General features: G+C 46.2%; 27 protein-coding genes and 3 pseudogenes. 15 read left to right on the top strand and 15 right to left on the bottom strand.

What is annotated here, in order from left to right:
• The first annotated feature begins 52 nt into the window (after positions 1–52).
• From H3H32_RS08965 to H3H32_RS08935, 7 genes are all read left to right on the top strand, one after another.
• Complete coding sequence (locus tag H3H32_RS08965) at positions 53–1,147, top strand: sensor histidine kinase (RefSeq protein WP_182462350.1); 1,095 nt, start codon at positions 53–55, stop codon at positions 1,145–1,147.
• 175 nt (positions 1,148–1,322) lie between these two features.
• A complete protein-coding gene (locus tag H3H32_RS08960) occupies positions 1,323–2,099 on the top strand; it encodes a LytR/AlgR family response regulator transcription factor (RefSeq protein WP_182462349.1) in 777 nt (258 codons plus the stop codon).
• Between the two features lie 78 nt (positions 2,100–2,177).
• On the top strand, positions 2,178–3,182 hold the full coding sequence (locus H3H32_RS08955; protein ID WP_182462186.1) for an IS701 family transposase: 1,005 nt from the start codon (positions 2,178–2,180) through the stop codon (positions 3,180–3,182).
• A gap of 335 nt (positions 3,183–3,517) precedes the next feature.
• A complete protein-coding gene (locus H3H32_RS08950; RefSeq protein ID WP_182462348.1) occupies positions 3,518–4,402 on the top strand; it encodes a c-type cytochrome in 885 nt (294 codons plus the stop codon).
• Positions 4,403–4,646: 244 nt separating this feature from the next.
• Positions 4,647–5,381, top strand: coding sequence for a VOC family protein (locus H3H32_RS08945; protein WP_182462347.1), 735 nt, complete (start codon positions 4,647–4,649; stop codon positions 5,379–5,381).
• Between the two features lie 49 nt (positions 5,382–5,430).
• Positions 5,431–5,823, top strand: coding sequence for a RidA family protein (locus tag H3H32_RS08940; protein WP_182462346.1), 393 nt, complete (start codon positions 5,431–5,433; stop codon positions 5,821–5,823).
• A 185-nt stretch (positions 5,824–6,008) separates the two neighbouring features.
• Positions 6,009–6,680, top strand: a complete 672-nt coding sequence (locus tag H3H32_RS08935) for a hemerythrin domain-containing protein (protein ID WP_182462345.1) — start codon at positions 6,009–6,011, stop codon at positions 6,678–6,680.
• Positions 6,681–6,935: 255 nt separating this feature from the next.
• On the opposite strand, the gene H3H32_RS08930 is transcribed toward H3H32_RS08935, so the two are convergent.
• Positions 6,936–8,329 (bottom strand): IS3 family transposase gene (locus H3H32_RS08930; RefSeq protein ID WP_374191803.1). Its coding sequence is split into 2 segments (ribosomal slippage): positions 6,936–7,942 and positions 7,942–8,329, totalling 1,395 coding nucleotides; the frame shifts between segments, so codons are not numbered across the junction.
• Positions 8,330–8,439: 110 nt separating this feature from the next.
• On the opposite strand from H3H32_RS08930, the gene H3H32_RS08925 reads away from it, so the two are divergent.
• From H3H32_RS08925 to H3H32_RS08910, 4 genes are all read left to right on the top strand, one after another.
• Positions 8,440–8,940, top strand: coding sequence for a Crp/Fnr family transcriptional regulator (locus tag H3H32_RS08925; RefSeq protein ID WP_220472620.1), 501 nt, complete (start codon positions 8,440–8,442; stop codon positions 8,938–8,940).
• Between the two features lie 163 nt (positions 8,941–9,103).
• Positions 9,104–9,469: a nuclear transport factor 2 family protein gene (locus tag H3H32_RS08920; RefSeq protein ID WP_182462344.1), complete on the top strand. Its 366-nt coding sequence runs from the start codon at positions 9,104–9,106 to the stop codon at positions 9,467–9,469.
• A gap of 273 nt (positions 9,470–9,742) precedes the next feature.
• Positions 9,743–10,171, top strand: coding sequence for a nuclear transport factor 2 family protein (locus H3H32_RS08915; protein WP_182462343.1), 429 nt, complete (start codon positions 9,743–9,745; stop codon positions 10,169–10,171).
• Between the two features lie 270 nt (positions 10,172–10,441).
• Positions 10,442–10,702, top strand: a complete 261-nt coding sequence (locus H3H32_RS08910; RefSeq protein ID WP_182462342.1) for an aminotransferase class IV — start codon at positions 10,442–10,444, stop codon at positions 10,700–10,702.
• A gap of 420 nt (positions 10,703–11,122) precedes the next feature.
• Here H3H32_RS08910 and H3H32_RS08905 read toward each other — a convergent pair whose 3' ends face one another.
• From H3H32_RS08905 to H3H32_RS38200, 4 genes and pseudogenes are all read right to left on the bottom strand, one after another.
• Entirely contained in the window at positions 11,123–11,575 is a 453-nt protein-coding gene (locus H3H32_RS08905; protein WP_182462341.1) for an RES family NAD+ phosphorylase, read from the bottom strand.
• A 3-nt stretch (positions 11,576–11,578) separates the two neighbouring features.
• Positions 11,579–12,013, bottom strand: a complete 435-nt coding sequence (locus H3H32_RS08900) for an Xre family toxin-antitoxin system antitoxin (protein ID WP_240543729.1) — start codon at positions 12,011–12,013, stop codon at positions 11,579–11,581.
• A 507-nt stretch (positions 12,014–12,520) separates the two neighbouring features.
• Complete coding sequence (locus tag H3H32_RS08895) at positions 12,521–12,715, bottom strand: hypothetical protein (RefSeq protein WP_182462340.1); 195 nt, start codon at positions 12,713–12,715, stop codon at positions 12,521–12,523.
• Between the two features lie 349 nt (positions 12,716–13,064).
• Positions 13,065–13,322: pseudogene (locus H3H32_RS38200) on the bottom strand (response regulator); the annotation flags it as partial.
• A gap of 304 nt (positions 13,323–13,626) precedes the next feature.
• On the opposite strand from H3H32_RS38200, the pseudogene H3H32_RS08885 reads away from it, so the two are divergent.
• Positions 13,627–14,130: pseudogene (locus H3H32_RS08885) on the top strand (transposase family protein); the annotation flags it as partial.
• Positions 14,131–14,378: 248 nt separating this feature from the next.
• Here H3H32_RS08885 and H3H32_RS37820 read toward each other — a convergent pair.
• The 3 genes from H3H32_RS37820 to H3H32_RS37805 form a co-directional block, all read right to left on the bottom strand.
• Positions 14,379–14,747, bottom strand: a complete 369-nt coding sequence (locus H3H32_RS37820) for a transposase (RefSeq protein ID WP_256432987.1) — start codon at positions 14,745–14,747, stop codon at positions 14,379–14,381.
• Positions 14,722–14,949 carry a transposase gene (locus H3H32_RS37815; protein ID WP_256432986.1) on the bottom strand — a complete coding sequence of 76 codons (228 nt, stop codon included), beginning with the start codon at positions 14,947–14,949 and terminating at the stop codon, positions 14,722–14,724. Before H3H32_RS37815 ends, H3H32_RS37820 begins: the two co-directional genes overlap by 26 nt.
• 257 nt (positions 14,950–15,206) lie before the next feature.
• Positions 15,207–15,551, bottom strand: coding sequence for an IS110 family transposase (locus tag H3H32_RS37805; RefSeq protein ID WP_256432984.1), 345 nt, complete (start codon positions 15,549–15,551; stop codon positions 15,207–15,209).
• Positions 15,552–16,006: 455 nt separating this feature from the next.
• Here H3H32_RS37805 and H3H32_RS38415 point away from each other — a divergent pair.
• Positions 16,007–16,231 (top strand): annotated as a pseudogene (locus H3H32_RS38415) (IS701 family transposase); the annotation flags it as partial.
• A 278-nt stretch (positions 16,232–16,509) separates the two neighbouring features.
• Here H3H32_RS38415 and H3H32_RS08870 read toward each other — a convergent pair.
• From H3H32_RS08870 to H3H32_RS08850, 5 genes are all read right to left on the bottom strand, one after another.
• The gene (locus tag H3H32_RS08870; protein ID WP_182462337.1) at positions 16,510–16,878 is read right to left on the bottom strand and encodes a DUF7619 domain-containing protein; all 369 of its coding nucleotides are present in this window, start codon (positions 16,876–16,878) and stop codon (positions 16,510–16,512) included.
• 175 nt (positions 16,879–17,053) lie between these two features.
• Complete coding sequence (locus H3H32_RS08865; RefSeq protein WP_182462336.1) at positions 17,054–17,365, bottom strand: DUF7619 domain-containing protein; 312 nt, start codon at positions 17,363–17,365, stop codon at positions 17,054–17,056.
• 87 nt (positions 17,366–17,452) lie between these two features.
• Positions 17,453–18,022: a hypothetical protein gene (locus tag H3H32_RS08860; RefSeq protein WP_182462335.1), complete on the bottom strand. Its 570-nt coding sequence runs from the start codon at positions 18,020–18,022 to the stop codon at positions 17,453–17,455.
• Between the two features lie 84 nt (positions 18,023–18,106).
• A complete protein-coding gene (locus H3H32_RS08855; RefSeq protein ID WP_182462334.1) occupies positions 18,107–18,490 on the bottom strand; it encodes a hypothetical protein in 384 nt (127 codons plus the stop codon).
• 119 nt (positions 18,491–18,609) lie between these two features.
• Entirely contained in the window at positions 18,610–19,452 is an 843-nt protein-coding gene (locus H3H32_RS08850; protein ID WP_182462333.1) for a helix-turn-helix domain-containing protein, read from the bottom strand.
• Positions 19,453–19,537: 85 nt separating this feature from the next.
• On the opposite strand from H3H32_RS08850, the gene H3H32_RS08845 reads away from it, so the two are divergent.
• Positions 19,538–20,470 carry an NAD-dependent epimerase/dehydratase family protein gene (locus tag H3H32_RS08845; protein ID WP_182462332.1) on the top strand — a complete coding sequence of 311 codons (933 nt, stop codon included), beginning with the start codon at positions 19,538–19,540 and terminating at the stop codon, positions 20,468–20,470.
• Positions 20,471–21,030: 560 nt separating this feature from the next.
• On the opposite strand, the gene H3H32_RS08840 is transcribed toward H3H32_RS08845, so the two are convergent.
• Positions 21,031–21,792: a carboxypeptidase-like regulatory domain-containing protein gene (locus H3H32_RS08840; protein WP_182462331.1), complete on the bottom strand. Its 762-nt coding sequence runs from the start codon at positions 21,790–21,792 to the stop codon at positions 21,031–21,033.
• A 417-nt stretch (positions 21,793–22,209) separates the two neighbouring features.
• On the opposite strand from H3H32_RS08840, the gene H3H32_RS38195 reads away from it, so the two are divergent.
• Complete coding sequence (locus H3H32_RS38195) at positions 22,210–22,362, top strand: cyclase family protein (RefSeq protein WP_182462330.1); 153 nt, start codon at positions 22,210–22,212, stop codon at positions 22,360–22,362.
• A gap of 123 nt (positions 22,363–22,485) precedes the next feature.
• Here the strand turns inward: H3H32_RS38195 and H3H32_RS08830 are convergent, their stop codons facing one another.
• A complete protein-coding gene (locus H3H32_RS08830) occupies positions 22,486–23,553 on the bottom strand; it encodes an IS701 family transposase (protein WP_445265561.1) in 1,068 nt (355 codons plus the stop codon).
• Positions 23,554–23,604 lie beyond the last annotated feature (51 nt).

Here is a 23,604-nt window from a genome sequence, read left to right as displayed (position 1 = left end):
CCTTGTTTAATCAGGCTGATAAGCTATTTTTAACGTCTCCATCCATCAACGCATGAACCGCCCGATCCACGATTTTTGGATACGCGTCGTCGGTATTAGCCTACTGGCAATCCTGTTTATTCTAGACGATGACACGATTCAGCAACCGCTAACCTCGCAGGGATTGGCCTCGATTGGTCTCAACATCGTGTCGATTATCCTGATCTGGCACCTGAATCGAGCCATCAATATCTATTGCCGATACGTAGTGCTGGCCCACCTCAAACCTGCGTATCGACTGGGCCTTACCCTGTTGGCCTGTACCATGGTGACTACGCTGTTTTCCTGGTCGGCCGATTTGATGCACTATAGCTACACGCGGGGCACATTTGTTGGGTTTCGGATTGGTGAACGCCCAACAGTGATTCGTATGGGCAATCATGCGTTTCGGTTTAGTCCGAACGGGATTGATTTCTTCCATGCCATTTTCATAGGGCTATTTTTCGTGACCGTCTATGAATTAGTGTTCTATCGACTGGATTCATCGCACTATAAGGCTCAGTTGCTCCAGTCTGAGCAGGAACGGGAGAAATTGCGGGTGGCTAATATGCAGAGTCAGCTCGACGCGTTGAAGCAGCAGGTAAACCCTCATTTTCTGTTTAACAGTCTCAATTCGCTGATTGCGCTAATTCGCAAAAACCCTCGTCAGGCCGAAACCTTTGCCGAAGAACTTAGCTCCGTCTATCGCTACATTCTACGCGCTAACGAGCAAAACCTAACCGATTTAGCTACAGAATTGGAATTTATCCACTCATATGCGCATCTGCTCCAGACTCGTCATGGTACCGGTTTCGAGTTAAGCATTCAGGTTGATCATCGCTTTAACCGGTATCAATTACCTCCATTGACCTTACAATTACTGGTTGAAAATGCTGTAAAACACAATATTGTGCTAACCAATAAGCCATTACGGGTTGAAATTCAGACGGATGAATTGGCCAATCTGCACGTTCGCAACAATCTACAGCAGAAAAAACAAGGCGTCATTTCCAATGGTGTGGGGCTAGCTAACATTATGGCCAAATATGAAATGCTGGGGCAAGCCAAACCGTCGGTGCGGGAAGAAGCCGGGCAATTTGTTGTCGCTCTGCCGCTTATACCTATATAAGGTCCCGTTTCAGCATGCCACGGTTTGGCTGCCTGGAATCTACTTTTGACGGGTTCGGGCTGGCATTTAATCAGTTCGAACAGGATCTTATTCGACCTCCGCGTATCCATTTCTTACTTTACCTTCGAAACAAATCACCTGGCCTACCGGCAGCTTCCTCAACGCCGGACACGATATGAACGTACTACTGATTGAAGACGAAGAATTAGCGGTCTTTCGGTTAACTGAACTCCTTTCGGAAGTGGCTCCACAGGTGAGAATTGTTCAGACCACACCTAGCGTTGAAGCGTCGGTCGCTTATCTGAAAACGGCTCCCGACCTAGACCTGATCTTCATGGACATCGAACTGGCCGATGGACAAAGTTTCGAGATTTTTGACCAAACGACGGTTTCGGCGCCAATCATTTTTACCACGTCCTACGATGAATATGCCATTAAAGCGTTTAAAGTCAACAGCATAGATTACCTGCTGAAGCCCATTAAGCAACAGGAACTGGCTGCCAGCCTGGAAAAATATGATCAACTCAACCACCGACTCCACTCTCAGCCAGTCCAGGTCATTGCCATCGATGCATTGATTCAGCAGTTGCGCCAACAAACGCAACCGGCTGACTATCGGCGTCGCTTTCTGGTTCGACATCTCTCACAATGGCTACCAATTGATGTGACTGATATTGCCTATTTCCACTATGAAGAGCGGGTCACCCTGCTTCGGACGCTCGGCGGCCAGAAATATTCACTGGATTATAATCTCGAAGAGTTAGAAGATATGCTTGATCCGTCTCTCTTCTTCCGTGTCAATCGTCAATTTCTGATCAGCATCAATTCAGTACAGCAAATCCATTCCTATTTCCATCATAAACTGAAGCTGGTGTTGAAACCGGCTCCTACTGACGAGGTATTAGTGAGCCGGGAACGTGCCACGGACTTCCGAAAGTGGATGGGAAAATAAGCCTGACGCTTGTCCAAGCAGCCTATGGTGTTATTTATAGGACTTACGCAAAAGTGGTAAATTGAAATAAAAAATAGCTTGAAGGTCACCGCACAACTTTACGGACAGTTTCTACTGAGTAGCCAGATCAACTATACGGCTACCTACTTGGCTGATCACCTGGAAGGGATCACCCATGACAATGTGCAGTACTTTCTCAAAGCTAGCCGAGTGGCACCTCGCCAGGTCTGGCAACATGTCCGCCACCAAATTCAACTGGATACCGATGGCTATATCCTCTTTGATGATACCGTGCTCAATAAAGAACATAGTCATAAAATTGAACTGGTTCGTCGGCAATACAGTGGAAATGCTCATGGAATCATCAAAGGCATCGGTGTGGTTAATTGTGTCTACTTCAATCCTAAAATTAATCAGTTCTGGCTCATTGACTACCGTATTTTTAATCCCGATGAGGATGGAAAAAGCAAGTTGGATCATGTGTTGGACATGCTTAACCAACTAGCACCCCGCCAGATCAGTTATCGAATCGTCTTAATGGACAGTTGGTATGCTGTGACCGACCTCTTCAAGTGGCTCATTACCAATGAAAAACTGTTTTACTGTCCTATCAAGAGCAACCGTAAGGTCGATGATTCAGGTGGCAAAGAACCGTATCAACCTGTCAGCTATCTGAGCTGGTCAGCTCAACAGGTGCAGCAGGGTAAGCTGGTTAAAGTACACAAGATGCCTCAAAACACCTATCTTAAACTGTTCCGCGTACTGGTGTCTACCCACCGGACGGACTATATCGTCACCAACGATTTAGCTCAAAATGAGACGAGTGCCGCTGAAGAAAAAAGTGGTATTCGTTGGACAATTGAGCAGTTTCATCGAGAAGATAAGCAGATCACGGGTCTGGAATGTTGTCAATGTCGATTAGCTCGTAGTCAACGCAATCACATTGGCTTAGCGGCTCTGACTTGGTTACGTTTTAAACAGTTGGCTTATCAGACTAAGAAAACGGTTTACCAACTCAAACAAGGCTTATTAGATGCTTACCTTCGTCAAGAGTTGGCGAATCCTTCAGTTGCCTTTGCGTAAGTCCTAATTTAGTTAATCACGAATCAGTTTGACAAGTTTACGGTAGTTAATCTGTAGATACCGATACACTTTAGACCGTTCATTAACAAATTGCCCTGCCTGAATGGATGATTCATCAATCAGAGATGACGGCTTTTGTACGATCAATGCCTGCATATCGCCTTTGAGGCCCCATCAGAAACCAGCTGGTAATATACCAGATACTGGTTTATCCAATCACTGTTCAGTCAGTTCTTACTACGGTTCATCCGGTTACCTGACCAGTCCATACAACTCACTCTTCAATTGGCCCCATAGCTCCACTACTTTTGGGTCGATCTGTAAACAATCCTCACATGAACAAACTTCGTACCCTCGGAAAATGGATCGGTGGCATTTTCCTCACCCTGATTCTCTTAGTCGTAGTTGCCTATTTTACGATTTCACACAATATCAATCAGCGAATCCAAAAGCCGTACTCGTTTACTACCGAGAACCTAGCTATACCGACCGACAAAGCCACTCTGCAACGGGGAGAACACTTGGCCACCATTAAAGGCTGTACCGATTGCCATGGCAAAAATCTAGCAGGAAAAATCTTTATGAACGACGGGCCTATTGGCAGGATTGTAGCCGCGAACCTGACACGAGGCAAAGGTGGTCGACCCGCCGATTACAGCACCTCCGACTGGCTGATGGCGCTACGTCATGGCGTTGACCGCAAGGGGCGGCCATTGTTGTTTATGCCTTCACACGAAAGCACAGTGCTGGCCGAGCCAGATCTACAGGCGTTGATTGCCTACTGTCAACAAGTGCCTGCTGTCGACAACGAACTCCCCGGCCATGATATCGGGCCAGTGGCAAAGGTAATGACCTACTTAGGCAAAATGCCGCTATTGCCCGTCGAAATGATTGATCATCAAAAACCGATGGTTGCCCGCGCCGATACAACGCTGGGTATCGGACAAGGAAAGTATCTGTCAATTACGTGTACAGGTTGCCACAGGCCCGATCTGAAAGGCGGTGATCCTGTAGCACCAGGCTTCCCTCCTACCCCCAACCTAACCAGCACCGGCGCGACTGGACGCTGGACACTGGATCAGTTTGTCCATACATTGCGCACCGGCAAAACGCCAAACGGTCACCAGATTAACAACGATCACATGCCGTGGAAAATGACTGCTGCCTACAGCGACATTGAGTTAGCGTCACTCTATCAGTACTTCCGCTCATTGAAGTAATTCAACCGTCGGGTAGTAGCTGCTACGCATACCTTCAGAAAAGCAGAAAGGTGGACAAACTGATACGTAGAGCGTTGATAATAAACCAACTAAACATTACAAGCATCCGAATCGCAGTTCATACGTTGCTTTCGCCAGTTCATACACAACTACCTGTGTTTAGGCAGTTGAGCCAACTAGTTTTGAGTAAGCAATCAGGACAGAAATCAATTCGTCAGTCGCCAATTCTCTTATCCTCTTTTTTATGAAAATCCTTGAACTTGATCTGTATACAAATAACCTGGAGGCCATTCGCCTTTTCTACGTCGGTCGTCTTGGACTGCCCCTCTTAAGTCGTTCCGTCGCCCATCTGACGGTGCTGGTTGGTTTCACTCAGCTCACGTTTCAGCTCGTCGACAAGCCAGTGGCTCCTTATCACGTCGCGATCAACGTACCGTGCGATTCGCTTGATGTGCTTATGTATTATTACGATCTGGATTATTTATCGACGCAGGAACCCGGAAAAACCATTGCCTATTTTCCTGACTGGCGCGCAAAAGCCTGTTATTTCTACGATCCCTGCGGAAATCTGCTGGAGTTCATTGCCCGAACTGACCTTAATCTGAATGATCCAAACCTAACCTTTTCGGATTTATTTCAGTGTGTCAGCGAGATCGGTCTACCAACCCAGGATGTAGCTTACACAGCCCGAGAAATTCAACGCCGTTTTCGAGTGGAGCAGTTTTGCAAAACGAAACCAATACTCGATTTCAATGCATTGGGCGATGATAATGGTCTCTTTATACTCGCGAAACTGGGCCGTACCTGGCTTTTTTCGAACACGCAGGCAGGGCTGACTTATTGCCGGGTTCGATTTACTACCGGAGCCGACGAAGCCATCCACGAACTCTATTCGTTCGAAGTAAACCAACTGCCTATTGGCTACGCTGCGGGTAATTATCGCACCATGCCTGAACCGGTAAAAGCACTGGTTTCATAAGTATTAACAAATTTCCAGCTACAATTTCCTCTTTTAAACAACAATACCCATGAACAAAACAGTTATCAATCCCTGGCAATGGCAAGACCACTTAGGCTATACCCAGGCAGTAGAAATCCCTCTCGCAACCCATACGCTGTATTGTGCCGGACAGGCTGCAATAAATGCACAAGGCCAACCCGTTGACGGCACGATGGAGGAGCAAATCGGTCTGTGTTTCGATAATCTGGACACGGTCTTGCAACAAGCGGGCTACTCCCTGAAAAACGTAGTGCGCCTAAACTTCTATACGACCTCAATTGAGCAGTTTTTTGCGGCTTACGGTCAGGTAATGAACCGATTGCAACGGGCAGACTGTGTGCCATCGAGCACATTAACCGAAGTCAACGCACTGGCATTTCCGCAGCTCAGGATTGAGATTGAAGCAACAGCCGTCAAGTAAACGTCTGTACACTATGTGCCGATCCAGTCAACGTTCTGCCGGGGCTTGCGGGTTATCATGCCTTCGCAAACATCCGTGTATCAGCCATCAGATTGTCGCTGTCGAGAAAGCACTGCCATCTGGGCTGACCACACCAACCTCCGATTATTCATCCATTAGTTCACCCTCTACATACCAAAAAGATCATGCAAAATCAGCGTTACAACGTATTTAATCAAATTCATAAAGGCCTTCGTGGCATGCTGTACGATACGGCTATTCGTTTACAGCAAACCGATTTTTCGCAGTCAGAAGCAGGCGAAACTATCGATCAGTTAGAGCAGGCACTTCATTTTTTCGATGAACACGCCGAACATGAGGATCGGTTTATTCTACCGCACATCCGCAAACAGAACGCGCAACTCATTGATGAGCTGGAAAAAGATCATGAGATCGATCACCGCTTAACTCAGTCGCTTTTTGATCACATTCAGGAATGGCGGACCACTACGTCTGAGAATCAGCTGGAAGCGATTGGTCAACGTATTCACTTCGCCTTCAGCGAGTTCATTGGCTTTAATCTCTACCACATGAATAAAGAGGAGACTGTGCTGATCTATCTGCTCTGGAAGCATTATACCGATGAAGAAATTCGGCATATGGAGCACGAGATTATTGAGGCAATTTCACCTCAGACGCTAATGGCCGAAAGCCGATGGATGATGCGTTCCATCAATGACAAGGAAGTAATTGAATGGCTGTCAGGCGTTAAACAGGGCGCACCGGTTTTTGTATTCGATTCCTTCCTGCAAATGGCCAGAGAAGAGTTGCCGTCCGAGCGTCTGACGAAAATACATGCTGCTCTGGAGGTAGCCTGATAGTTTTACCCCAACCCCTCCCCTGAAAAATCAGGGAAGGGACTTAACATCAGAGCTGAGCTTCTCTCCTGATCAACTCATAATCAACCAATTTACTTTTTTAATCACAACAACTACCATAAACAAGTTATCAACTTTAACCGTGTATTCGGCCCTATCTGGCCTATTTTTACTAACCACCTCGTTCGATTTTAAGTCCGATGTATGTCGTCAAATGAAAGTGGACAGACGCGGGTGAAAAGAGAAGAGATGGTTTTAGCCACTTTGGGCTCGCTGAAAAATATGATTTTTCCGGCGTTGGGACAAACTTAGCTGCTTCGTTTTTTGCCGACTAGCCAAGATCTGCTCTTGACGGCCCCAGTACGCATCGGCTGGCCGTACGTTGTCCAGTGATTCATGGTAGCGTTGATGATTATAATAGTCTACCCACTCCGTTAGGCGTTCTCTCAACTCATCCGGACTATAGTAGTGTTCTAATAACAGCACGTTTTTCATGGATCGATGATACCGCTCGATCTTTCCTTGGGTCATCGGATGAAAGGGAGCGCTACGAATATGATCGATGCTTTCTCCTTTCAGATAATCCTTTAGATAGCGAGATACATAAGCCGAACCATTGTCGGAGAGCATACGAGGCCGCTGACCACTTTTCAGACTACTCGCTTTCAGAGCAGCTTGCACGGTTCGCTCTACATCTGTCGCTTGCATGCCCGGACATAATTCCCAAGCTAAGATGTACCGAGAATAATCATCCAATACCGTCGACAGATAATACCAACCCCAGTGCTTGATCTTGAAATAGGTGAAGTCAGTCTGCCAGAGTTGATTGGGAGCCGTGGTCGGATTATAGAAGTGGTCAGCCGCTTCCATCAACCGATAAGCAGGGGTAGTGATTAGCCCCCGACTTTTGAGAACCCGGTAAACGGTGGATTCGGAGACAAACCACTGCTCATTATCAACGATATAGCAAGCCAGTTCGCGACTGGAAAGGTCAGGTCGATCTAAAGCTAGCTCAACAATCCGATTTTTTTCGCCGATTGGTAGTTGATTCCAGATGCTTGTACGACGGCAAGGTTGATCGGCCAAGCCATCAAAGCCAGCGCTTAAATAACGCTTATACCAGCTGTAAAAAGTAGCTCGGTTGATCCCCAGTTCCTGTAACGTGGCCTTTACACTGATGGGTGACTGTTCGACTAAGCTTATAATCTCCATTTTCTCGGACTGAGTCATGTGATGATCGGGGTTAATCGTCGGCCTTAAGGCTTTTTTTTTAATACCCGATTCTCTAAGCTCAGTTCGGCTACCAGCTGTTTAAGAGCCTCATTTTCGGACTTGATGGACTGCACTTCGGGAGCGGTGGCTTCTCGAGTTGTATCACCCGCCAGTCGTTTCTTACCCGCTTCGAGAAACTCTTTACTCCAGCGGTAATAAATGTTGGTGTTGAGCCCTTCCCGCCGACAGATCTCAGCTACTGACTGTTCGCCTTGCAAGCCTTCTAGCACAATGCGAATCTTTTCTTCAGCGGTGTATTGGCGTCGGGTTTGTCGCTGAATGTCTTTGATGATGGATAAAGCAGGCTTGCGCTCGGCAGAGGTGGGAGATTGCGAGGCTGTGCGCTTGGCTTTGGAGGTTTTAGCCGAATTGGACATAATTAAGGAGGTTTGAGTGAAACAATTTACTGAATTGTCTCTTCTCATTTTCACCCCTTTTGTCCACTTTCATTTGACGACGTACACTGGAGCACATCCGGTTATACAGCGTGATAAAAAAACTGAAAAAGAAACAATTTCTTTTGCAGGAAGGCGACGTCTGGCAACTGAATGTCTTTGTGGCTAGTGGCTGTTTACGCATTTATTCCGTCGATGCTAAAGGCACGGAACATATCCTCAATTTTGCGGTAGAGAACGGGTGGACAGGGGACCGGCAAAGCCTCATTTCGGGCAAGCCATCTTCATTTAACATCGACGCGGTAGAAGATTCCGTCTTAGTCATCATCAAAGAAGAACATTTTGAGCAACTTCGGAGAGAGATACCCTTGTTTGACCATATGGTCAACGAGATCCTGCACCGTGGGTTTATAGCCGCTCAGCAACGTATTCATGCCGCCATCAGTTACAGTGCGGAAGAAAAATACCTTCATTTTTTAACGAATTACCCCAGCCTCAATACCCGCCTACCGCAAAGTATGATTGCGTCTTATTTGGGCATCAGTGCCGAAACACTGAGCCGAATGAGGAATAAGGTTGCCCGAAAGCGATAAGCACACGTGCTTCGAATAGCAGAACCATTTCTGGCTACTTTTTACCAACCATGTTTGGGTTTCTTTCTTTTTTTTGATAAATGTCAATGATGAGCTTACTCGATAGCCGCAACTTTGCGCTCAATCGCACGGAGGAAGCACAACATTTACCCGATCAACTGGCATGGAAGAAGACGAAATAAACACGTTAATCGCGAAGCACTTTACCGTATGGAGTGACCGAAACGGGTCAACCCGAAGAGAGGCCATTGAACAGTTATACAGTAACGATATTTTAGTCATTGCTCATTACCGATTCAATGGCCTGCCAAACATCGATGCATATATTGGCAATCTGCTGTCTGAACGACCCCAATACAGTTTTGCTCAACGGACACCCGTCGAATCGCATCATAACATAGCCCGCGTGAACTGGCAATTCGGGCCACCCGCTGATCCGGCACGGGTTACGGGCCAGGACATTTTTACCTTCGAAGCTGGAAAGATTCAGTCCTTACTGGTTTTTCTGGATATAAAGAAAAACCAATAAGGCACTAGAGGGGGTAACGTTCGTCGCTAGTCTTTGCCTACCAAAACTGTTTCCCTCCTCAACCGATTTTTGTCCCGCTCCAAAAAGTACCCTGTAGTCAAAACGCGTGATCAACTATCGGTACTAAGTTAGCCGCACCAAAATGACAAATGCGCCCATTGGGTGAAACGATCCAATCGGATCCCGTAAAGCCCCGTGCTTTAAGAGCGAGTGCGTGCGCAAGCGGGTACCCACTACTAAATTTATCAGTACAACCATCAACCAAACAAGGCTATGAATTCAACAAAAACCGCAACTGAATTGCTGCTAGGTTATCTTCACTCAATTAACGATGCCGACAAGGCGATTGAACTCTTCGCGGAGGATGCTACCATTGAGTTGCCTTATTTAGCTACTCTGGGGATGCCCTGGCAATGGCGAGGAAAAGACGTCCTCTACCAATTCCTAAAAAATCTGCCCAAAACCTTTCCTGGTTTTGCGTTTGAGAATATTCAGATCCATATCGATACGCCCAATCAGGCTTTTGGGGAATACGATGTCAGGTGTCAAGTGGCGGCAACCGGGCGGCCTTACCACCAAACGTATATGGGTCGGTTAGTGGCTGAAGATGGTAAGATTAAATTACTGCGAGAGGCACTGGATATGGCGCAGGTGGCCAAAAGCATGTTTCCGAACGGAGTCGCCGACCTGGCCGGGAGATAGTAAGGAATGTATAATTTTATCCTTACTTGAACCGATTGGTTCCATAGAACCAGTATTGGAAAGCGATCTACCTAACCCTGAACCCTGATGCGGTGTTAGGGAAACACACCAATCCTATTTGGATTATTTACATGGACGCATACGCTTATGTTAACGGTGAGTTCCTACCCCTGGCAGAGACTTGCCTTCAGGTCACTGACCTGGCTTTTCTGCGGGGGTACGGCATCTTTGATTTTTTGCGGGTTATAAAAGGCCACCTCATTTTCGTCGATGACCACTTGGACCACGGGTGGCTATTCACCGGATGGGTTTACCCCGGCTGAGCAACCGAATTTACGGGTTTGGGCCAGCCCATTAAGCTTTCCCGATGCAGCCTTCGGTTTAAGCTTAATGTCCTATGAATACCATCGGGAGATTCCGACGGTCAAAACGCTCAGTTACTTGCCACCCATCCAAATGCTGTCTCATTTAAAGCGTCAGGCCACTGATGACTATTTATACTGTTCGAACGGGTTTATCTCCGAGTCGTAGCGAAGCAACGTCATTATTGTTAAAAACAAAACGGTTAGTACTGCTGATACCGGTATCTTACCTGGCATTACCCGAAAACATGTTTTATCGGTATGTCAGGGTATTTTACCGTCGAAGAGCGAGCCATTCCTTAGCGGAAGTTTTTGAGGCAGATGAAGTGTTTATTACCCCAAGTAACCAACGGATTATGCCGGTTCGCCAAATTGATCAGTACGTACTACCCCAACCATACCCGGGGCCAGTGACCAGAAAGCTACTGGCCCTCTTTTTGGAAAGGGAGGGTAGGCAACAACTGGAAGTAAACAGTTATTAAAAGAGGTTGTCTAATTAATTGCCCCATTTAAGATGCATATATCTGAAACTTGTTTTGGCTCTTCATACAGGATTCTAGAATACGGTTTAATTTACCTTCATTAGCGCCTAGAGAAGCCTGGAATCCCAAAAATAGTCCTCGGTTCTAACCAGCTGAACATGCTGACTGAAGTCTGGATGTTCGGTATTGATGATGTAATTGTACTCGTAGATAATGATCGCTGAAGGAACCTTCAGGAGTAGACTTTCCTGGCTGGTGTACCAGTCGGACCCGATTTTTTGTAAGGCAGAGTAACCCGCTAAGGTTCGCCAGTTGGCAGGAAGTTCTTTAAGGTGAATCGTTCGCATCAAGTAATCATCATCAGCAATAGAGATGACCATCACCTTATAAGAAGAGGTGGGCTGAATGACTCCCCGGTGAACTACTAGTTCTAGAGAGGATAAGGAACGCGATGCGCCGGTGTAAATAACTTGCTGCCCTTTTGTATTCCACCGATTCGCACTGCCTGACGAACGTAAGCTATAGGCATGAACGTCTTTACTGATTCGAAATACTTCCATCCCTTACACATTGTCTCCGTATTCCATGGCCGTCAACCGATCATCGACAAATCGTAGCCCGGTGACCGTATTTAAATAGGCATTGGGACTCTTGTTGTCAAAATAAAAGTTGGACCGGTTCAGCCACTGGTCGAATTCTTTCACCGAGCCAAATACAGCAATGCCGTGCTTGATCAGGGCTAACAGGAGTAAAACCTGCTCTTTGACGTTTTCCTTAAAGGTCGTTGGCGGCTTTTTGTATTCGCGGAATGTTTTAACGCTCACATTAAGCCAGTCCGAAATGATGGTATCATTAAAATCAGTCAACGTCTTAATGGCATTGACATGCTGCCAATTGACCTCTCTGGTGTAAAGAAAGGAAAGGATTTCACTATCATTGATGTGTCCAGGCACATCTCTGAGCAGAAGATTTTCGGGTGAGGCAACTCGTTTCATCATGCGTTTCCTTTCAGTGTTGATACAAATTTAGGCAATTTTACCTTTACTAAGAGGAACAATTTCACTTCATAAATAATTCAGTGAATTGAAAGGCATACGAGTTGAGTTAGACAGACAATAAAACTAGCTTCAGCATTACATCTCATCTGTCTCACACAGGAGCCTTTTGTGATATTATATAAAGCATGGTCACAAATGATAAGTAGCGCGTTTTTACGAGACACTAACTTTTAATACCTGTCAAACTCAATCAGTCACATACGTTATCTTTAGTTACCGCTCCGGCGGCACGGCACAGTAACTTTTTTTAGATTTACCCAAAAGTCTCTAGTACGAACTCAGACCCCACTAAAAACCCGAATCTCCTTGCTTTAAAAGCAAAAAGAGCCGGGTTAAAGGAAAGGCGAGGGTGGCCGTGATTGACCCCGCGTATTGATTACCAAGCCAACTAGAGGCCGCCCATTATACAGTTTATCTAATAAAGCCAGAAAGGCTGATGGGGCCTACTTAGTAGCTTACTTTTCTATTACTCTTCCTGAGTGAAGCCTGAATAATGGCCCACGCTTTAATCTTTAGCTGCTGGTGAAGTTCTTTATCTCTGGGTACAAACGTGGTGCTGCGCACATTGCCAGGCTCCGACTTTGTTGCCCAGTAGTTGTTATCCGAGGTATCAGGGATAGCGGTATATGTAGGTTGACTCATAGTCAAAGGTAGCCTTTAATCGATGGCTAACCTACTGGGTTACTGCTTGAGGGCAATCAAGCAGGCCGTGGCCAAGGCTAAACGATGGCATTACCTCTGCATTTCCTGCACTGGCTACACTGATCCACAAAATAGGGTACATTAGTCGTTTCGTACACAATCCGTCACTTGACTTTGAAAAGTCCCTTTAGCAATAATGGACCGTTTCAGGAGACGGACAAAAAAATCGGCTCAATTAGAGACCCGATTTTTTAAATTTCCACCATTCACGAAACAACTATATTCATAGGAACAGGGATACCGTTTTGTTCGTCTTTTCATTTTTTGGCCACGCCTGGAGTGGTCCATGTTAAGAAAATCCTGTAGTTTGGGGCATGACGCCTGTATTTAATTGTGCCTTCACCCTAGCCTGCAGCTCTCGTAGATTAAAGGGTTTTGTAATGAAGTCATCGGCCCCATGTTCTAAACAGTCAATTCGAACACTACTTTCTTCATTTCCAGATAGGATGAAAAAAGGGATGTACTTGCCAGAGGTACTCGTTCGTACATGTTTTAGTAAGCCAAGACCATCGCAGAAAGGCATTGATAAATCACTAATGATTAGGTCCGGATACGAATTTTTTTTCTAACCCTCTAATAGCTTCTAAGCCATTCTTGTAGAGACTTAATTGGTAGTCTTGGTGAAAGGTTTGATTTAATAGGTTTAGGAGAAAATCGTTATCCTCCACGAGCATTAGATGCTTCATAGTATAAGTGAATAAGCCAACTTATGTAGAAGCTGTGAGTGTATTCCTTCAAATTAACCAACAATATACCTTTTTTAATTAATTATTGTACGAAAGGGTAACTATATATCTACTTATTTTTATTATAGGACTTTCGCAAATAGATAAAAATGGTTAATTTTTGAGATGACAACAACACGCGAGTTATACTGCCAGTACTTACTCTCTAGTCAGATCAACTATACCTGTACCAATCTAGCCGATCACTTTGCCGATCTTTCTCACGACGACGTCCACCGATACCTCAAAGAAGAAAAACTTACTCCTCGGCTGCTGTGGGAGAAGGTCAGCCCACTTTTTACCAGTCGACTCGAAGGGTATGTGATCTTTGATGACGTGGTGCTGGAGAAGGTTCATTCTTCTAAAATTCAAGGATTTAGGCGACAGTATTCAGGTAATCAGCATGGCATTGTCAAAGGTATTGGGATGGTCAACTGTGTTTATTTTGATCCGGTTACCAATCAATTTTGGGTGATTGATTATCGCATTTTTGATCCTGACCGCGATGGCAAAACCAAACTTGACCACCTACAGGATATGCTTATGAGTGCCATTCATCGGGGCCTTTTGTTCGGGTATGTGTTGATGGACAGTTGGTATGCCACCACGGATGTAATGAAACTGCTCATCAGTGTACGTCGTCAAGTAAAAGTGGACAAAAGGGGTGAAAATGAGAAGAGACAATTCAGTAAATTGTTTCACTCAAACCTCCTTAATTATGTCCAATTCGGCCAAAACCTCCAAAGCCAAGCGCACAGCCTCTCAATCTCCCACCTCTGCCGAGCGCAAGCCTGCTTTATCCATTATCAAAGACATTCAGCCGCTGGTACTGTCGTGAAAAACAAATTTTGAGTTAGGATTTTTTTAATATCTTGGAGCTATCCAAAGGACAACTCCACCACGGCAGATTGATCCTGTGTAGTCCCGCTAGTCGGGACTATTTTTTTGCTATCCTGGCCCGGCTTGCTGGTTAGTAAAGAGTCTGTTTCTGGCTGAACCGAATGCATAGGGTCATACTTCGTCTGATGACGCCATACCGCATATGCCAAGAGTAATAACTTCTTTTGCACAACTACATAAGCCTTCATTTTAGTATTGGTCTTTTGAAAAACCCGCTCATAAAGAGCTTGGCAGGTTGGCTCTCCAAAGCGAACCGCATTGAAAGAGGGCATATGCAGAATACGACGAATGCGACTATTACCCTTTTTAGAAATCCGTGTTTTACCTGATCGATTGCCCGACCGCACGGGCGGCCCCGTGATTTTCTACCACGTCATAGCCCGCATAACTGACGAGTTGGCGTTGATTGGCAAAGTTTTCAAACCCATTGGTTTCGGCGATCAGTACCGCTACTGACAGCAGGGCTAGGCCTTTGATAGCCGTCAGCCGCTCAACTTGTGCTTTTAGAACGATATCACCCTCGATTAACTCCTGGATTGCCTTCTCCAAGGCTTCAATCTGTTGATCGTAGACGGCTAGCAGCTTATCGTTCTGTTTGGTGATAAAATCATCGCCTATCGCACTGTAATCCAGCGCATGCTGCTGCGGGGCCGCCCGCGCGGTTGCGACATTGCGTTTTCCATTCTTGAAAACGTTGATGCTGGCGGGTTAGCAAGCGTAAACTGTAGATGTTCTTGGATAGCGGTTTCCATAGAGTAAGCTGTTGTTCAAGGCCCATACGTGCCAATCCCTGGGCGTCAATCTTGTCATTCTTGGACAGCGCCGGCTGCCCGGTTGTAGCCTAGGCTTTTGAGGTAGTGTTTTGCCTTGTTGGGAAGCAAGATACAGACCGACTGATCCTTCTGATAGAGGTACCAGGCTATGGCCTCATGATAACCCCCTGTCGACTCCATTACATAGCGCAATGGTAAACCATCCGCTTTTCGATGCTTACCAACCCAGTGTTCTAATTGGGCAAAAGCAGCCAGTTTGTTGGCTACTTTAGTTGATCCTTTGATCACTACTCGACCATCGGAATCGATTACTGAGAGGCAGACTTGAAGAGAGTCCTTACTGATGTCCAAGCCAACACAATAGCGCAGTAGTTGCATACCAAAGGAGGTTAAGAGGTGAATAAATTGGTTGACCGACCGCCTTTTCCCGCCTTTGCACATAAATGCCAGATCGTGGCCAATGGCTACGTCTATAGGTACTGTTGAAGCTACCGGGAAAAGACAAGCTAGTCAGAGCAACCAGCGGCACAGTATCGGTTGGACGTACTAACGGCGGAACTTAGGGTGCTGACTAGACCTGTCAAGTCGTATTCAAAAATTGTACTTTTTCTAATGTAATTAACCTAAAACAAAGATATGGACGGCGGACCGTTCCGTGCCTAGAGCTGGAACTCTGCGGCCCCATAGGGTAGCCCACCCTGTTCACTAGTTGGCAAGCTACCAAATCTTGGAATCTTACCACAAGACAAACCTAAAGGGCGGCCCCGTCAATCTTCCAGCGGTTGCTGCTCAACAAGAGAGTAGCAATCGCTGGAAGATTGACGGGGCCGCCCGTGCGGCAGTTTCACCGAGAAGAAAAGCAACTGACCGGCATCGCCAAATGCCAATGCCGGTTGAATCGTAGTCAGCGGAATCATATTGCCGCAGCCAATTTAGTCTGGTTGCGTTTAAAACAATTAGCTTACCATTGCCAGACGACAGTTTATCTGCTCAAGCAAGGCTTGTTAAGTGATTACTTACGTGCTCAACTAGCTCAGCCAATTATCAAATTCGTATAACCTGCGAAAGTCCTATTTTACTTTTCCGATACGAACTTGTTTGTTGGATGGAATTGTAATTAAATGGTTAATTGTAACGGTAGACATACTATCTGGAATACAACCACATGACCAGGTAGTTGTTGAAGCCCAATCTCCATGTTGAATTGATTCAATCAAGCCTGGCAAACGAACCGTGGTTTGCGTATCAAATACTACCGGAACCGCTTCTTCATTACCCACACTGTCAACAGCAACCGTATAAAATCGGTACGTTGAATCTGGTTGCCCTGTAAAGGTTAGACTAGATAGCGTCGTGTTTTGGGTAGTTTATAGGGACCATTATTTGTGGCTACGTAAAGATTGTAAAGGCGAACGCCCGAGCCTATATCCTGTCCACTCCACTGGATCGTAAACGTAGTACTTTGCACAGTAGTCGGTAAAGCCGCTACTTGACTCGTCGGTGTAGTTTTATCCACGGCATTACGCCAAACCAGAGTCACAATAGGAAGATTATAGTCAAAAACGATCGATGATCGATTCGCAATAGTCGTATTAGCAGATAGATCAGCCTTTGGAGCAACTGTGAAGAAAATTCCTCCTTCGCCTTCAGGAGCCCTATGATTCGGGGGTAGAAAGCCCAGGATGGGATCAGTGGTCCACTCCATCGTTCTGTGTATCTAAAGCTGTATACGTTGCTTTTAAAATACCCGTTGAATCAGTAAAGGTTGCTTCCATCCGCAGAATCAAGTTTTTGTCGGGTCGTAAATCCCAATCCCGAACATAGTGTTTGGGGCCAGGTGGGGCATAAAAATTCGTATCCGCTACTTTAAAATAACCAAATTAAAACGTAGCGAAATCAAACTTGGTCCGAGCTAATGTATCCAGTATTTGTACATATTGGGCATCTGCGGTAGCGGTAGCATAATTTTCAAATCGAATTAGATAACCTAGGGTATCCTTCGCACTGATGTAATGCGATACATTCACACCAATGGGCCCTAATTTGTCATTAGGGTCTTGAGCATTTATAACAGGCACATTAACTGGATTTTCTCTTTTGGCCTGGGGAACGATTTGTCCACAAGCATTTTCCATTTCCAGCCCACCCTTGAATCTATCTAACCCATCAATAGCTTTTAACAGAACCTTCATTACAGTATACACTATTTTACCAGCCCGTGTAACGGGAATAAAAGCACCAGTCGCCTTGGCACACTTCACAAAATACTTATAGATGATCTAGCTCATATCTCCCACTATGGCCTCACCTTTCTTCCGTTCTTTTTTGCCATCTATTCCTGAGTCAATCAAACCAGTCGTTAAGTCAAATAGACCCGATATGCACTCTTTTACCTCACCAGCATTGGTGATTTCAGCAACTATTTCACCAACTATATTTTTAGCGATTGCGCCAATGCAAGTCCAGGCATATGGCTTGACTGGGGAGCCATACAGAGGTTCACCTGTCCACACATTCATCTTAAATGAACTGGCAGTCCCACTGTATTGAAGCTGGCCAGTGATTTCCAGAATATCACCCGCTTTAACTAGCGGCATAAACAACCAACACGCTTTCCCTTTAAATGGCTGACGATTCAGGGTGTCAATGGGTATAAAAAATAAGGAGTCTACTGGACTAAAGGTGCTATCTCCAGTAACCCTCATGGATAGCTTGACCGTTGTTTTATCCGGGACATAGATCCATAGAGGCACCCCGTGAGCGTCGGTTTCACCTCGGTTGCGGATGCTGATCACAAACTTGGTCGGAGCACCAAAGCGCATCGTTGGCGGAAATACCAGTTTAGCCACAACATCCGCTGGTAAGGCCTGCTTAATGTAAAAGCCATCGGCTATCAGTTTTTTCTCACCATTGGCAAACGTAATTTCTACAGTCTATATACCAACCGCTTTACCGCGAAGATTAAAAACAGCTTGTACACTAAACGGTTCAGGAAAGCTCAGTAGCGAATCGGCTACACTTATTGGAGACTGGCCAGCCTTCAAAAGCTGGATTTTGGTACCATACCCAAATTGATACCCATAAAAATTTAGGGTAACATCACCCCCATTTGTGCCTACCTTCGGGAAGATAGTTAGTTCATCGTTGAAGAAACCAACTGGAAAGCGAACCTGCATCAATTTCTGATCGAAATCGATAGCCGCATTGTAGTAAATCTTTTTAGGCAACAAGATGAGTCGCTGGCCAGCGAAGATAATCCTACTCGCGATAAACCGATCCCGAATAATACAATTTCTGGCATATTTACCGTACTGCAAATCATAGTACGTTAGACTGGACTTGCTACCTTTTACTGGACAAAAAGATAAAAATTTTTGCCTTGAAAGGTAAAAAGCTTAATCTCATAAAATGCTCAATTTTTCAAGTAGTACAGTATTTAATAGTGCTTACCGGGCTGCGTAATACAGATGGGTTGCTCAGCCAATTGATTGACAAAGTCGGTCGGGCTGAGACCCAGGTAGCGTTGAAAATCCCGAATCAGGTGGGGTTGATCGTGGTAGCCATGCTGGACTACCAGATCGGCCCAATCGGGTAGTCTGGGGTGCTCCTTTACCAGGTGAGCGATCACGTTTTTGAACCGAATAAAGCGGGCTATCTCTTTGGCCGAAAAGCCCACCATGTTTCGTAACCGCAGTTGGACCGACCGGGCTGAAAGACGACGATTTTGGGCAATGATCTTGATCGGATCAATCGCCAGATTACTGAATAGCGAAGCCTCATCGAGCAACCAAGCCGTGTCCTCAGGGGCGACATGCAGCTGGATATAAGTCATTAGTAACTCCGCCCGGTCGGCAATGGAGGGTAGTTGAACCAGATTTTCCCACAAGTCCAGGTAGGTTAGGTAAGTTACTGGAACGGCCACCTGATTTTCTGTTTCGGTTCGTAGCGGGTGAATGGGTTTGCCCAGCAGCCGGTAAAACCCGTTCAGGGTGAACACGATGACCATGACCTCCGACTCTGGCAACAGTTCATAAGTTAGTACACGGTCTAATGGACCCAGGATGGCCACCCGTTCCACTAGCGAGGTATGATCGGCGACGGATACTGATATGGGCGGCCCAAAATTAAACACCAGCATCATCTCGTAATGGGGAAACAACTGAAGGGACTGACAGGTCGCTTCTCTAGGATGCTTCATGTAATAGATATGCCTGAATACCTCCGTCAGCCCTTCAGGTGCCGCAAAGGTTTGCGCTATTGTCTGAGTATGCTCATTCATATACCATGTATCTATTTCGTTTTCGTACAAGCCTGCTGGTAGCCTGCAACCGAACTTTGGCCCATCAATCAAACAAGTTTCACAGATGGCCTTACATACTCTCATCGGTGCCAATGGCACCATCGCCAATGCCCTGATCCCCGTTCTACAAGCCAATCAACAAACCATTCGACTGGTATCCCGTAAACCCAAAGCCGTTACCGGGGCCCAAACCGTTGCTGCCAGTGCGCTCAACCGCGACGAACTGATGAAGGCCGTTGCCGGTTCTGAGGTTGTGTATCTGCTGATTGGCATCGACTATAAGGCCGATGTCTGGCAACGTGACTGGCCCCTCATTATGCAGAACACCATAGCCGCCTGCCAAGCCGCAAACGCCAAACTCATTTTTTTTGACGACGTGTATATGTATGGTCGGGTGAAGGGGCCAATTACGGAAGAAACGCCCTATCGTCCAAGCAGTCGAAAAGGTAAAGTCCGGGCGGGGGTGGCGACGATGCTTCAGCAGGCGATGCAGGCGGGTCAGGTTCGGGCCAGTATTGCGCGAGCGGTGGACTTTTATGGGCCTGGCGTGAGCGACAAGAGCGCCCCCGGCATCTACGTGTTCAGCAACCTGAAAAAAGGCAACCGAGCGCAGTGGCCCATTAACGCCAACGTACCCCGCTCGTTCAATTACACGCCCGACGCGGCTCAGGCTTTGTACTTGCTGGCCACCCGTGAGGAGGCCCTTGGTCAGGTTTGGCACTTACCTACTCCCCAACCCGCCCTGACCGGCCGTGAGTTTGTCGAGCTGTCGGCTCGTGCCATGAACACATCCAACAAGCTGTTTGTGTTACCCAAATGGATGCTGAAGGCCATTGGTTGGTTCAATCCGTTTATGAAGGAAGCCTATGAGATGAATTATCAGGACGAGTTTGCTTTCCAGTTTGATTCCTCCAAATTTGAACTGGCGTTTAATTATAGGCCGACTTCCTACGAAGAGGGGATTAAGGTGACGGCCGCGTGGTTTCAAGATCGGTGAGTAAGGCGTGTTATGATTTTCTAATTGACTCAAATCATAACACGCCTTGGACAGTTTGCCAGTTACTGTAGGTAGGTCGTCAACTAAAAGTGGACAGAACAAAGGGGATCTGAGTGAGCCAACCGAGTTGCCGACGGTCGGTCGTTGCCGTGCGGTTACGGACTTGTCTCTTCCACTTTTCAGCGCAGTTGCGGACTGCCCCTATTTGTCTGCCTTCACTTGACGACGTACACTGGAAAGAGAACAAATTCATCGTCTAATAAGCTTTCGTATGCGACGGATTACATTGGACAGCTATTGAATTGGATGTCTCACAATTCGCTCATAAGTGCGGCGAAAAAGCGTCATATATCTGCTTCAGAATTGGGGCTTTTTACGCTACTGATAAATATCTCTACTGCCTCGATTAGACGATAGGCTTAGGATAAATGAACTGCAGCTATCAGAAACTGATCCGACCAGTATAAAATGATGGAACAGGCTGAGATTCAAGTACAGGATAAGGATGGTTATTTCACCATCCTTATCCTGTACTTGAATCTTAAGGCGTGGCTAGTAAGTTACAGGTCAGTTACATCGATCACTAACTGATAGCGGTCAGACCCCGTAAGGATGGGTTCAAAAACGCCCATCGCAGATGCCTGATACCCCTCATCGTAGAAGTAATTTTTAACCGCCAGTGCCTTGTTTTGGGCTACGTCACGCGCAGTGATTTTATACTGACCTACCGGAACGTTGTAAGAGTAAAGCCAGTCGGGACGGGCTACCTGTGTTTCGCCGACACTGCCGTCTACCAATGGTCCAACGGGTTCCAGCGTCACTTCAATATCCGGGAAATGTGAATTACTGGTGTGATTATCCACTTCAATCGTTCCGCCGTACCAGCCACTGTCACCGAAGTTCGAGCGTTGACCGGCAATCTGCAGCTTGAGGTTTTTTACCGCCCCTTCTTCAGGCGAAAATGCGCTGTCGTCTTCAACAAATAGCGCCAGTTTGAACGGATAATTTAAGTAGGTAACTGCAACGTGACCACGCACATAGTAAGATCCAATCAATGGACCTCCACCGGTGCTGAGCTTTATTTTGTAATTCCCGTTGTCATCGGAATAGCCAATCAGATTGTTTACGACCCCGCCAGTATTATTGATCGTAATCTCGGCTCCTTTGATGGGTTTTCCCTGTGCGTCACGAACGGTACCCATTGCATAACCTGCCTGGGGTGAAGACGGCTGATCGGGCGAAATAGATTCGCCCGCAGGTTTTGAACAGGCAGCCAGGCAGATCAGACCAGCTGCAAGCAGTAAGCGTGTTATTGGTTTCATAAGAGGATAATTGTTGTTTCTTTCGCTACAAAGGTAAAAGACAAGGGAGGAGCGGATTAGCCATTTAGGAGCCAACTATCCGTTTGGGCACCTGAAATCGACTAAAACGGATTTTAATTGTAGATCTGGCGATCTGTTAAAACATGGGTAGATTTGTCAAAGGAGATTTTTCTAGTAGTTCACCAGACGTGTTCTTCATCTGCTGAACTATCAACCAGGGAAAATGGTATCCCAGAAAAAAAAATTGACATTTGTGTACACAGGAGATTATCGATTTAAGCCAGGAAATCTTTATGGGAATTTCCATTTTTAAAGGAATGCCTAAGGACACCATAAGCGTTCATTCTACACACGAGCAGTGATAAAATATTACTGATGCACAAACTGTTTCCTCAAATGTGAACTGTTTCCTCAACTGTGAACCGATTCGAAATCAGTGAGCATACCAGTACGCATGTCGATGGATTGAATCATATTGGAATTACGTACAAAGGTCAATTCATTGATACAATGCACTTTTCCCTGTTTTATACGGAAGGGATCTGTTTAGGTTTCTCTCACCAAGGATAACGAGAACTGATCGAGCCTGCAGAACTGAAGGAAGTGTGTTCCCAACAGCAACTTGATATCAAACCAGGAGCATCATATGCTACTGAATGAGCTGCGGTGCTACTGTACATTTATTAACTGATGTTACGCAGCCTTTGCCAATAGAGTAGATTGACTTTTGAGGCTGTTGAGTTCCTGTAAAGCCAATTTTGTCGCATTCAGCGTCAGCAACTTCTTTAAGGCAAAATGATTTTTTGAGGTTGACAGCCGTAGGGCTTCCCACTTCACAAAAGCCAGCATAACTAAAAACAAGTGGTTACTTTGGCTGCGAACCGTGTGAGCCGGAGAAGCGCCATAGCCTGTGTTAGACTTGATGGATTTGTGAAATTCTTCCACTTTCCAACGACGGGCATACTGTGTTTGCATGCAAACGCTATCAGCCGTCGAGTCATTGGTCATCAGATAGAGCTCTCCCTGGATGGTATCTCCGTCTTTGAAGACCTGTCTGGTCAGGTGCAGCGGAAAAGCCACATCTTTTAACCAGACAACCAGTAACTGAGATTCTTCCAATGCCAACGACTCAATCGACCGATAGCGCCCCTGTTGGTGGTCAAGTTGGCTCAAGGCCACTTTTCGATTGGCCTTGATGGGCATGATGAAGTGGCGATCAAGGCCATTAATATAGGTGAAGGTGTCGGCGCAGGAATACCAACAATCTGCCAATATATACCTGAATGTGAGATTATTGACAATACACTGTTTGACCAGTTGGCGCAGAAGTTGATGCTTACTGATCAGGCTAATCCACTTGGTCTTCCCCGTTTTGAGGTCGAGTTTTTGTTGGTTTTTTTCAATCAGCTCATAAGCGACGGGTAAACTACTGGATGAACTGTGATACAACGCCGTTAGCTGATTAATGCCTTTAATGGTGCGCCCCTGGCAGTGGTCAAAATGGTATCGAATCAGGGGATTGGTAGCCATATACGGCTTTTCCTCCAGGTTATCATCGAAGATCAATACGCCATCGGCTTGCGCGATCTGGTGAACAAATGGTTTGACCACCTGCCATAAATGAGCCGAGTTATAGTCTTGCTGGTGCAAGCTGCGGGTAATGGCATCGTGGGAGAGTTTACCATCCACCAGTGCCGCTAGTTGGGTAGCCGTTGGCTGGCCTTGATTGACCAGCAAATAGTCCGAGTAGAGGTCGAAAATGGGGATACAAACTCCATGAGCGTATTTTGTCGTGTTTTTGAGTAAATTTAG

This window comes from Spirosoma foliorum, from assembly GCF_014117325.1.
Taxonomy (GTDB): domain Bacteria; phylum Bacteroidota; class Bacteroidia; order Cytophagales; family Spirosomataceae; genus Spirosoma; species Spirosoma foliorum.
This window is presented reverse-complemented; position numbering and strand designations above follow the sequence as displayed.